Genomic DNA, 10,623 nt, shown 5'->3' with positions numbered 1-10,623 from the left:
GAACGGGGTGCTTCGTCACAGTTGAGCACACCCGTGCCGGGAGCGATCAAGGGGGCATCAGGCTGACGCGGTCAGCGGGGCGCGCGACGCCGGGCTCCGCGTGATGATGTGCAACAGCGGACAGAGCCCCTCCGAAGAGGCCGAATATCTGGCGCTCTTCGCCGAACAGCGGGTGCGCGGCGTCCTGCTGACCCCGGCGGACGCCACGGGCCGCAACATCGAGGCGTTCCGCCGGCACGCCATCCCCTTCGTCCTCGTCGACCGCGTCGCCGAGGGAGCCACCGAGTGTTCCGTCTCGGTGGACGACGTACAGGGCGGGGCGCTCGCGGTGCGCCATCTCCTCGACACCGGGCACCGCAGCGTCGCGTACGTGAGCGGTCCCGCGGGGCTCAACCAGGTCAAGGACCGCCGGGAGGGGGCGCTGCAGGCGCTCGCCGAGGCGGGCCTGGCGGCATCGGCGCTGCGGGAACTGCCCACCGAGCGCCTCGACGTGGCGGCGGGACGCGACGCGGGCGCCCGCCTCCTCGGGCTCGCCGAGCGGCCGACCGCCGTGTTCTGCGCCAACGACCTGCTGGCCCTCGGGGTGCTCCAGTCGATGTACGCCGCCGGGGTGCGCGTCCCCGAGGACATCGCCATCGTCGGCTACGACGACATCGAGTTCGCGGCCGCGGCGGTCGTCCCGCTCACCTCGGTGCGCCAGCCCGCCGTCACGATGGGCACCATGGCCGCGGAACTCCTCCTGGAGGAGACCGAGTCGGAGGCCCCGCAGCGGCACGAGCACCGGCGCGTGGTGCTCCAGCCCGAGCTCGTGGTGCGGCGCTCCAGCCTCGCGCCCCGCTGACCGCGTCAGCCTGATGCCCCCTTGATCGCTCCCGGCACGGGTGTGCTCAACTGTGACGAAGCACCCCGTTCCATGCGTCGCCCAGGAGCCCCCTTGACCGCCAGCGCCCCCTACCGCCAGCCCGGCGTCGTCCTCACCGACCACCGCTTCTCCCTGCCGCTCGACCACGACGACCCGGCGGGCGAGCGCATCGACGTCTCTGCGCGGGAGGTCGTGGCCGGCGCCCACGCTGGCGGGAACCTGCCCTGGCTGTTGTATCTGCAGGGCGGTCCGGGATGCGGCGCCAACCGCTTCGTGGGCAAGGAGGCCTGGCTCGGCCGGGCCCTGCGGGACTACCGCGTGCTGCTCCTGGACCAGCGCGGCACGGGCAGCTCCACACCCGCCAACCACCAGACGCTCCCGCTGCGCGGCGGCCCCCGTGAACAGGTGGACTATCTCGCCCACTTCCGCGCCGACTCCATCGTCCGCGACTGCGAACTGATCCGGCGCGAGCTCACCGGCGGCGCCCCCTGGACCGTACTCGGCCAGAGCTTCGGCGGCTTCTGCACCACCCACTACCTCTCGGCGGCCCCCGAGGGCCTGGACACCGCGATCATCACCGGTGGCCTGCCGACGCTCGACGGGCACGCCGACGACGTCTACCGCGCCGCCTACCCGCGCATGGAGCGCAAGACCGCGGCGCACTACGCCCGTTACCCGCAGGACGTCGAACGAGTCCGCCACATCGCGGCCTACGTGGCGGAACACGAGCCGGTGCTGACCGGCGGCTACCGCCTGACCGTCGAGGCGTTCCAGTCCCTCGGCATGCTCCTCGGCACGGGCGACGGCAGCCACCGTCTGCACTACCTGGTGGAAGACGCCTTCGTACGGACGCCGTCCGGGCCCGCGCTCTCCGACGCGTTCCAGGAAGCCGTGCAGGCCGCCCTCTCGCTCCGGAGCAACCCGCTCTTCGCCCTCATGCACGAGACGATCTACGGGCAGGGCGACCGGCCAACCGACTGGTCCGCGCAGCGGGTACGCGGCGAGTTCCCGCAGTTCGACCCGGCCAAGGCGCTCAACGGGGATGCTCCGCTGCTCTTCACCGGAGAGGCCATCCAGCGCTGGCAGTTCGACTGCGACCCGGCCCTGAGGCCGCTGCGCGAGACCGCCGACCTCCTTGCCGCACGCACCGACTGGGCACCCCTGTACGACACGGCGCGCCTCGCCGCCAACGAGGTGCCGGCCGCCGCCGCGATCTACCACGACGACATGTACGTCGACACCGAGCACTCCCTGCGCACCGCACGCGCCATCCGCGGCCTGCGCACCTGGGTCACCGACGAGTACGAGCACGACGGTCTGCGGGTGGGCGCACCGCGCGTCCTCGACCGGCTGCTCGCGCTGGCCCGCGGCGAGGCCTGACGGCTCCTCGGCCGCGGCCCCGCGGAGCTAGGCTGCGGCCATGACAGAGCCGTTGAACGACCAGCTCACCCCCATGCCCGAAGACTGGCAGCGCGCACTCGCCGTCGTCGCCCACCCCGACGACCTGGAGTACGGCTGCTCGGCGGCGATCGCCGGATGGACCGACGGCGGGCGCGAGGTCGCCTACCTCCTCGCCAGCCGCGGCGAGGCCGGCATCGACACGCTCGACCCCGCCACCTGCGGGCCGCTGCGCGAGCGGGAGCAGCGGGCGAGCGCCGCCGTGGTCGGTGTGTCGACCGTGGAGTTCCTCGACCACAAGGACGGAGTGATCGAGTACGGGACGGCGCTGCGCCGCGACATCGCCGCCGCGATCCGCAGGCACCGGCCCGAGCTCGTCATCACGCTCAACCACCGCGACACCTGGGGCGGCGTCGCCTGGAACACCCCCGACCACGTCGCCGTCGGCCGCGCCACCCTCGACGCGGCGTCGGACGCGGGCAACCGCTGGATCTTCCCCGAGCTGATCGAGGAGGACGGCCTCGAACCCTGGAACGGCGTGCGCTGGGTCGCCGTCGCCGGTTCCTCGTCACCCACGCACGCGGCGGACGCGACGGCGGGACTCGAGCGCTCGGTGCAGTCCCTCCTCGAACACCGCACGTACATCGAGGTGTTGACGCAGGACGACCCCGAGAAGTACTGCCGCGAATTCCTCACCGGCAACGCGCAGCGGACGGCTGCGCGCTTCGGCGGAAGGCCCGCCGTGTCCTTCGAGGTCTTCAGCCGCTGAGTTCCCGCCGGTACGCTGCGTCTCTGACGGTACGTCAGAATCGCGGGCGGAGGGCTGGTCTCTGATGATCGACACCATCGGCACGGACATTCCGGAGGGCGAGGAACGCCTGCGCCTGGAAGTCGAGGACGGGCTCGGCATCCTCACCCTCTGCCATCCGGCCAAGCTCAACGCGTGGAGCTGGGAATCCACCCGCCAGCTCGGCATCTTCGCCGACCGGATCCGCTTCGACGACTCGATCAGGGTGGTGCTGCTGCGGGCGGAGGGGCGGGCGTTCTGCGCGGGGATCGACGTCACGTCGCTCAACGGATTCGGTGCGATCGACGGCCGCTCGGGTTCCGAGCGCACCCGCAACTACTACGAAGGGCTGCGCTGGGTCCACGAGCGCTTCCGTACGTTCGCCCGCCTGCCGCAGCCCGTCGTCGCCGCCGTGCAGGGCTACTGCCTGGGCTTCGGCTTCGAGCTCGCGCTGATGGCGGACGTCCGGATCGCCGCCGACGACGCGGTGTTCGCGCTGCCCGAGGCGCAGATCGGCGTCGCGGTCGACGCGGGCGGCGATCTGCGGATCGCGCGGGACGCGGGCGCGGGCTGGGCCAAGCTGCTCTCGCTCACCGGCCGCCGCATCGACGCCGCCACGGCCGAACGGCTCCGCCTCCTCCAACTGGTGGTGCCCGGCGACGAGTTGGCGAAGTCGTCCCGCGACGTCGCCGCGGAGATCGCCGCCAACGCCCCGCTCGCGGTGCAGGGCATCAAGCGGGGCATCGACGCCTACGCGGACGCGGGTATGGACGCCGCCCTCGACCGGGTGGCGATGAACGCGGCGATCACGCTCACGTCGGAGGACTCGCGAGCGGGGTACGCGGCGCGGGCGGGGCGGCGGGCGGCGGAGTTCGAGGGGAAGTGATGCCGGCGGCCGCCGGCTGGTGGGGCCGCAGCCGTCGCTCGTGGATGCCGGTGGCCACCACTGTGACCGATGGGTGCCTATGTTCCCCGCGACGCAACCGTCACACCCGCCGAAAGCCGCCGCCGTCCTTGCTCCGAAAGCCGCCGCCGTCCTTGCTCCGAAAGCCGGCGTCATGCCTCCGCGGAAGGCTGACGCGATCCCGGCGGGCCCTTGCGCCATCGCGGCGGACACCTGTGTCATTGCGGCCGACGCCGACGTCATCGCGGCGGACACCCGCGTCATCGCGGCAGGCACCGCCGTCATCCGCTCCACCACAGCCGTCACCCCGGCAGCGCCACCCTCACCCCTCGAAGGCCCCCCGCCCCATCTGCTCCCGCACCGTCTCCACCCGCGGACTCACCAGGCCGCGCCGCTGCCAGTTCGCGCCGTCGACCACCAGGGTGTGGCCGGTGATGAAGCGGGCGTAGGGCGAGGCGAGGAACGTCGCCGCCCAGCCCAGCTCGCGTGGTGCGCCCACGCGGAGAGCGGGCTGACGGGCGGCCTTGTCCCGGGCCCGGTCCAGGTTGCCGCGGATGTCGTCGGTCATGTCCTCGTGCGGCATCAGGCCCGGCACCAGGCCGTTGACCTGGATGCCGTACGGCCCCCATTCCACCGCCAGGGTCTCGACCAGGCTCCGTACGCCCGCCTTGGCCGCCGCGCTGTGTGCGAAACCGGGCCCGCCCGTCCACGCGTACGACGCCCCGATGGCGATGACCGAACCGGGCGTGCCCGCCGCGAGATGGCGGCGGGCGAACTCGCGTGTCATGAAGAACGTCCCGGTCAGCGTGATGTCCACGACCGAGCGCCAGGCGTTCGGTGACATGTCCTCGGCGGGCACGGGGAAGTTCGCCGCCGCGTTGTTGACCAGCACGTCCGGCAGTCCGTACGCCTCCTGCGCGGCATCGAAGGTCGCCGCGACGCGGTCCGGGTCGCGGATGTCGCAGGGCACGGCCGTCACCCGGCCGCCGAGGCCCGCGAGTTCGTCCCGTGCCGCCTTCAGACGGTCCTCCTTGCGGCTCGCGATGACCAGATCCGCGCCGAGCCGCGCGAACTCCGCCGCGATCGCCTTGCCGAGCCCCGTCCCGCCACCGGTGACCAGGACGACCGCCCCGTCGTAGGTGCCGTCGGGCAAGGCGCTCACGCCCGGCGGGGGAGGCGCGGGAAGTCCGGGCGGCGGCGCGCCAGTCTCGTCCGTCATGGGCGCATCGATACCGCCTTCCGCCTCAAAGCTCCATGGGTGAAGGGCAATTGACGTACGACCGTCGGGGGATCAGCGCAGACCGTGGCGGTCGGCGCCCAGCACGCGTTCGGAGACCTCGGCCTCCATTTCCGGCGAGAAGGCACCCGCGCGGCGCCGTGCCGCGGCCGCTTCGATGTCCGCGAGCACGAGCTCGTAGTTGATCATTACGCCGGCCTGGTAGCCCGCGGCCGCCGCCTGGATCACCTGGACCTTCGGGCCTGACGCGTTGCCCACGGCCCAGACACCGGGGACGCTCGTGCGGCCTGTCGGGTCGACGGCCGGGTAGGGGCCGACCGGCGTGTCCTGCATCTCGGCGCCGAGCTCGTTCAGCAGACCGTGCCTCGGCACCGGCTTCGCGTCGACGAACAGCGCCGAGCACGGGAACACCCGGCCGCTCGCGAGCCGCACCCCCACCAGGCGGTCGCCCTCGATCTCAAGCCCGGCCACCTCGCCATCGACCACCGTGACGCCGGCCGCGGCCAGCTTCTCCCAGTCCTCGTCGGGCAGCTCCCGCACGGTGTGCAGGAAGAGCGTCACGTCCTTCGACCACTGGGTGACCAGGAGCGCCTGGTGGATCCCGGACACCTCCGAAGCGATCACTCCGAAGGGCTTGTCCCGCACCTCCCAGCCGTGGCAGTACGGGCAGTGCAGCACGTCACGGCCCCAGCGCTCGGCGACACCGGGCAGCTCGGGCAGCTCGTCGACGAGGCCCGTGGCGACGACGATCCGCCGGGCGTGCACCGACCCGCCGCCCGCCAGCGTGACGTCGAACTCCCCGGCGCCGTCCGGCAGCACGGCCGTCACACGGTCATCGGCCACGTCCACGTCGTACGCCGCAAGCTCCCGCCGCCCCTCGGCGAGGAACTCGGCGGGCGGCATGCCGTCCCGCGACAGATAGCCCTGCATGTGCGCGGCGGGCGCGTTGCGCGGTTCGCCCGCGTCGACGACGAGGACGCGCCGCCGCGACCGGCCGAGCACGAGCCCCGCGCTCAGCCCGGCCGCACCACCGCCGACGACGACCACGTCGTACGAGGCGCCGGTGCTGCCGTTGGTGCTGGTGCCGTTCACGTTCCTGGTGTCCTGGGTCATGGTGACCACCTCCACGGAGACCGTCGCACCGACGGCGCGGGATTGACAAAGAACTTTGCCGATACTGCAATGGATTTATGGCGAAGAAGATCGAAGAGGGTGCGGCGACGGCTGCCGCGGAGAGCGATGACGACGACGCGACTCTGGACGGAGTGCTCGCCGAAGTCGGCCCGCGCCTGCGGCGCGTCCGCAAGGAGCGCGGCGCCACCCTGGCCGCCCTCTCGCAGTCCACCGGCATCTCCGTGAGCACGCTCTCGCGACTGGAGTCCGGCCGGCGCAAGCCCAGCCTGGAGCTGCTGCTGCCCATCGCCCGCGCCCACCAGGTCCCCCTGGACGAGCTGGTCGGCGCCCCGCCCGTCGGCGACCCCAGGGTGCGGGCCAAGCCGATCGTCCGGCACGGCCGCACGATGGTGCCGCTGACCCGGCAGCCCGGCGGCCTCCAGGCGTACAAGGTGGTCGAGCCCGCCCGCTCCGTACAGCCCGATCCGCAGACCCACGAGGGGTACGAGTGGCTGTACGTCCTCTCGGGAAAGCTGCGTCTCGTGCTCGCCGATCACGACGTGGTCCTCACGGCGGGCGAGGCCGCCGAGTTCGACACCCGCCTGCCGCACTGGTTCGGTTCGACGGGCGAGGGCCCCGCCGAATTCCTCAGCCTGTTCGGGCCGCAGGGGGAGCGGATGCACGTCAGGGCGCGCCCCGCCCAGCGGCGGCCCAAGGGCGCCTGACAGGACCTTCCCCTGCCTGCAAGCGACCGCTTAGTATGCGGTGGAGCCCGGTCTACGAAAGCCCCGTGGAGGCCCCGCATGCAGGCATGGCAAGTGCACCAGAACGGCGAGCCGAGCGCGGTGATGCGCCTCGAAGACGTGGACCGCCCGGTGCCGGGCGACGGACAGCTGCTCCTGAAGGTCCGCGCCGCCAACATCAACTTCCCCGACGCCCTGCTCTGCCGGGGGCAGTACCAGATCACGCCCCCGCTGCCGTTCACACCCGGCGTGGAGATCTGCGGCGAGACCGAGGACGGGCGCCGCGTGATCGCCAACCCCGCGCTGCCGTACGGGGGTTTCGCCGAGTACGCGATCGCCGACGCGGCCGCCGTGCTGCCCGCGCCCGACGCGCTGGACGACGCGGAGGCCGCCGCCCTGCACATCGGCTACCAAACCGGCTGGTTCGGCCTGCACCGCCGCGCGCACCTCCAGGAGGGCGAGACGCTCCTGGTGCACGCGGCCGCCGGCGGCGTCGGCAGCGCGGCCGTCCAGCTCGGCAAGGCGGCGGGCGCCAAGGTCATCGGCGTCGTGGGCGGCGCCGCGAAGGCCGAGGTCGCGCGGGAGCTCGGCTGCGACGTCGTGATCGACCGGCGTACGGAGAACGTCATCGGCGCCGTGAAGGAGGCCACCGGCGGCCGTGGCGCCGACGTCGTCTACGACCCCGTCGGCGGCGACGCGTACACCCAGTCGGCGAAGTGTGTCGCCTTCGAGGGGCGGATCATCGTCGTCGGCTTCGCGAGCGGCGTCATTCCGACGCCCGCGCTCAACCACGCCCTGGTGAAGAACTACTCGGTGCTCGGCCTGCACTGGGGCCTCTACAACGCCAAGGACCCGCGGGCGATTCTGCGCTGCCACGTGGAGCTCACCCAGCTCGCGGCCAAGGGCGCGATCAAGCCCTTCATCAGCGAGCGGGTGCCGCTCGGTGAGGCAGCGGCCGCCGTCCAGCGCGTCGCCGACGGCATCACCACGGGCCGCGTGGCCGTGGTCCCCGAGGGAGCCGCCGCATGACCGACGCCGCCGAACTGCGCCGCCGCACCCAGGAGTTCCTCGCCGCCAACCCGCCCGCTTCGACGGACCGCGCCGACTTCCTCAAGGCCCGCTTCGACGCCGGACTCGCCTGGGTGCACTATCCGGAGGGGCTCGGCGGCCTCGGCGCGGCACGTGCCCTGCAGGCCGTCGTCGACGCCGAGTTGGAGGCCGCGGGCGCGCCCGACAACGATCCGCGCCGTATCGGCATCGGCCTCGGCATGGCGGCGCCCACCATCCTCGCCTTCGGCACCGACGAGCAGAAGCGGCGTTTCCTGCGGCCGCTGTGGATCGGCGACGAGGTGTGGTGCCAGCTCTTCAGCGAGCCGGGCGCCGGATCCGACCTCGCCGCGCTCGGCACCCGCGCGGTCCGGGACGGCGACAGCTGGGTCGTCGACGGGCAGAAGGTGTGGACGTCCGGCGCGCACGCCGCCCGCTGGGCCATCCTCATCGCCCGCACCGACCCGGAGGTGCCCAAGCACCGCGGCATCACGTACTTCGTCTGCGACATGACCGACCCGGGCGTCGAGGTGCGGCCGCTGCGCCAGATCACCGGCGAGGCCGAGTTCAACGAGGTCTTCCTCACCGGCGTACGCATCCAGGACGCACACCGTCTCGGGGAGGTCGGCGACGGCTGGAAGGTCGCGCAGACCACCCTGATGAATGAGCGCGTGTCCATCGGAGGGTCGCGCATCCCGCGCGAGGGCGGCCTGATCGCCCCCGTCGCCGCGACCTGGCGCGAGCGCCCCGAACTGCGCACGCACGACCTGCACCAGCGCCTGCTCAAGCTGTGGGTGGAGGCGGAAGTCGCCCGGCTCACCGGTGAGCGGCTGCGCCAGCAGCTCGTCGCGGGGCAACCGGGGCCCGAGGGCTCAGGACTGAAGCTCGGATTCGCCCGCCTCAACCAGGAGATCAGCGGCCTGGAGGTGGAACTCCTGGGCGAGGAAGGCCTGTTGTACGAGGACTGGACGATGCGGCGGCCCGAGAAGGTCGACTTCGCGGGGCGTGACGCGGGCTACCGCTATCTGCGCGCCAAGGGCAACAGCATCGAGGGCGGAACCAGCGAGGTGCTGCTCAACATCGTCGCCGAGCGCGTCCTCGGCCTGCCGTCCGAACCGCGCACCGACAAGGACGTCGCCTGGAAGGACCTCGCGCGATGACTGATCTGCTCTACTCCGAAGAGGAAGAGGCGCTGCGTTCGGCCGTGCGCGGCCTGCTCGCGGACCACTGCGACGCGGCCGCCGTCATCGCCCGCTGCGAGACCGACCAGCCGCACGACCGCGAACTGTGGAAGGCGCTCACCGACGGCATGGGCCTGGCAGGCCTGCTCGTGCCCGAGGAACTGGGCGGCCAGGGTGCCACCCACCGCGAAGCGGCCGTCGTCCTGGAGGAGTTGGGCCGCGCGGTGGCGCCCGTGCCCTATCTCACCAGTGCCGTCGTCGCGACCGAGGCGCTCCTCGTCTGCGACGGGGGCGCGGCGGCCGAACTGCTCACGGCGCTGGCGTCGGGACGCACGGTCGGCGTGCTCGCCGTGCCGCTCTCCGCGGCCCCCGGCCAGACCTTCACGGACGTACGCGAAGAGGGCGGCGCCCTGCACGGCCGCGTCACGGGCGTCGCCGACGCGGCCGCGGCCGATGTGCTGCTCGTGCCGACGGCCGCCGGGCTCTTCGCGGTCGACGTCGCACAGGACGGCGTGACCGTCACCGCGCAGACCTCCCTCGACCCCACCCGTCCGCTCGCCACGGTGACATGTGCTGCGGCACGCGCGCGTGCCCTCACCTCCGACACCGACCTTGCGGTACGCATGGGTCTGCGCGCCGGGGCCGGGCTGCTCGCCTCCGAGCAACTGGGCCTCGCCGAATGGTGCTTGACGGAGACAGTGCGCCACACGAAGGAACGGCACCAGTTCAACCGGCCCGTCGGCTCGTTCCAGGCACTGAAGCACCGGCTCGCCCAGGTGTGGCTGGAGGTCGTCAACACCCGCGCAGCCGCCCGGCACGCCGCCGACGCCCTGGCCACCGGCAGCGACGAACCCAACCTCGCCTCCGCCCTCGCCCAGGCCTATGCCGCTCCCGTCGCGGTCCACGCCGCCGAGGAGGCGCTCCAGCTGCACGGCGGTATCGGCATGACATGGGAGCACCCGCTCCACCTCTACCTGAAGCGGGCCAAGGCCGACTCGATCGCCTTCGGCACGGCGGGCAGGCACCGCGATGAACTGGCGGAGCTGCTCGACCTCCAGGCGCCCTGACCGACGTAGATCCCAATGTGCATACCCCACAGCAGTATTCGATGTAGCCCGCACGCACCGCGTGCGGGCTGCGCGTTTTACGTCTCCATTACGTGAGGCATAATTGCGACCTGTTCGCAATAACTGTTGATCTTCAGTAGGGGTGTGGAGCATGAGGGCCCGATCGATACGGGGCACGGGCGCGGTGGGGGGGGGCGCCGCGCGGGGGGGGGGCGCCCCCGCCCCGTGGGGGGCCGGGGCCGGCGCGAGGGCCGGCGCCCCCCACGCCCCCCCCGCCGGCGGCG

Annotated in this window: 9 protein-coding genes and 1 pseudogene; 8 read left to right on the top strand and 2 right to left on the bottom strand. The window is 72.6% G+C overall.

Going from position 1 to position 10,623, the window contains the following annotated elements:
* From ACFWY6_RS01550 to ACFWY6_RS01535, 4 genes and pseudogenes are all read left to right on the top strand, one after another.
* Positions 1-841 (top strand): annotated as a pseudogene (locus tag ACFWY6_RS01550) (substrate-binding domain-containing protein); the annotation flags it as partial.
* Between the two features lie 72 nt (positions 842-913).
* The gene (locus ACFWY6_RS01545) at positions 914-2,242 is read left to right on the top strand and encodes an alpha/beta fold hydrolase (protein WP_384685002.1); all 1,329 of its coding nucleotides are present in this window, start codon (positions 914-916) and stop codon (positions 2,240-2,242) included.
* A 40-nt stretch (positions 2,243-2,282) separates the two neighbouring features.
* Complete coding sequence (locus ACFWY6_RS01540; RefSeq protein ID WP_384684999.1) at positions 2,283-3,029, top strand: PIG-L deacetylase family protein; 747 nt, start codon at positions 2,283-2,285, stop codon at positions 3,027-3,029.
* Between the two features lie 64 nt (positions 3,030-3,093).
* Positions 3,094-3,933, top strand: coding sequence for an enoyl-CoA hydratase/isomerase family protein (locus ACFWY6_RS01535; RefSeq protein ID WP_384684996.1), 840 nt, complete (start codon positions 3,094-3,096; stop codon positions 3,931-3,933).
* Between the two features lie 340 nt (positions 3,934-4,273).
* Here ACFWY6_RS01535 and ACFWY6_RS01530 read toward each other — a convergent pair whose 3' ends face one another.
* Both ACFWY6_RS01530 and ACFWY6_RS01525 read right to left on the bottom strand, forming a co-directional pair.
* On the bottom strand, positions 4,274-5,170 hold the full coding sequence (locus ACFWY6_RS01530; RefSeq protein ID WP_384684993.1) for an SDR family oxidoreductase: 897 nt from the start codon (positions 5,168-5,170) through the stop codon (positions 4,274-4,276).
* 72 nt (positions 5,171-5,242) lie between these two features.
* Entirely contained in the window at positions 5,243-6,301 is a 1,059-nt protein-coding gene (locus ACFWY6_RS01525; RefSeq protein ID WP_384684990.1) for an NAD(P)/FAD-dependent oxidoreductase, read from the bottom strand.
* A gap of 77 nt (positions 6,302-6,378) precedes the next feature.
* Here ACFWY6_RS01525 and ACFWY6_RS01520 point away from each other — a divergent pair, with 77 nt between their 5' ends.
* From ACFWY6_RS01520 to ACFWY6_RS01505, 4 genes are all read left to right on the top strand, one after another.
* Entirely contained in the window at positions 6,379-7,026 is a 648-nt protein-coding gene (locus tag ACFWY6_RS01520; protein ID WP_384684987.1) for a helix-turn-helix domain-containing protein, read from the top strand.
* Positions 7,027-7,104: 78 nt separating this feature from the next.
* Positions 7,105-8,073 (top strand): NADPH:quinone oxidoreductase family protein, encoded by a 969-nt coding sequence (locus ACFWY6_RS01515; RefSeq protein WP_384684984.1) that lies wholly within the window; start codon positions 7,105-7,107, stop codon positions 8,071-8,073.
* The gene (locus ACFWY6_RS01510; protein WP_384684981.1) at positions 8,070-9,251 is read left to right on the top strand and encodes an acyl-CoA dehydrogenase family protein; all 1,182 of its coding nucleotides are present in this window, start codon (positions 8,070-8,072) and stop codon (positions 9,249-9,251) included. The genes ACFWY6_RS01515 and ACFWY6_RS01510 overlap by 4 nt, the downstream gene beginning before the upstream one ends.
* Positions 9,248-10,339: an acyl-CoA dehydrogenase family protein gene (locus ACFWY6_RS01505; protein WP_384684978.1), complete on the top strand. Its 1,092-nt coding sequence runs from the start codon at positions 9,248-9,250 to the stop codon at positions 10,337-10,339. Before ACFWY6_RS01510 ends, ACFWY6_RS01505 begins: the two co-directional genes overlap by 4 nt.
* Positions 10,340-10,623: the final 284 nt, after the last annotated feature.

The sequence above is a fragment of the Streptomyces sp. NPDC059037 genome, from assembly GCF_042740015.1.
Classification (GTDB): domain Bacteria; phylum Actinomycetota; class Actinomycetes; order Streptomycetales; family Streptomycetaceae; genus Streptomyces.
Note: the sequence above shows the minus strand (reverse complement) of the source record. Positions and strands in the feature narration are given on the sequence as shown.

Coding starts and splice junctions, on each gene's coding strand:
- ACFWY6_RS01545 (WP_384685002.1), top strand. CDS start 914: ATGCGTCGCCCAGGAGCCCCCTTGACCGCCAGCGCCCCCTACCGCCAG.
- ACFWY6_RS01540 (WP_384684999.1), top strand. CDS start 2,283: ATGACAGAGCCGTTGAACGACCAGCTCACCCCCATGCCCGAAGACTGG.
- ACFWY6_RS01535 (WP_384684996.1), top strand. CDS start 3,094: ATGATCGACACCATCGGCACGGACATTCCGGAGGGCGAGGAACGCCTG.
- ACFWY6_RS01530 (WP_384684993.1), bottom strand. CDS start 5,170: ATGACGGACGAGACTGGCGCGCCGCCGCCCGGACTTCCCGCGCCTCCC.
- ACFWY6_RS01525 (WP_384684990.1), bottom strand. CDS start 6,301: ATGACCCAGGACACCAGGAACGTGAACGGCACCAGCACCAACGGCAGC.
- ACFWY6_RS01520 (WP_384684987.1), top strand. CDS start 6,379: ATGGCGAAGAAGATCGAAGAGGGTGCGGCGACGGCTGCCGCGGAGAGC.
- ACFWY6_RS01515 (WP_384684984.1), top strand. CDS start 7,105: ATGCAGGCATGGCAAGTGCACCAGAACGGCGAGCCGAGCGCGGTGATG.
- ACFWY6_RS01510 (WP_384684981.1), top strand. CDS start 8,070: ATGACCGACGCCGCCGAACTGCGCCGCCGCACCCAGGAGTTCCTCGCC.
- ACFWY6_RS01505 (WP_384684978.1), top strand. CDS start 9,248: ATGACTGATCTGCTCTACTCCGAAGAGGAAGAGGCGCTGCGTTCGGCC.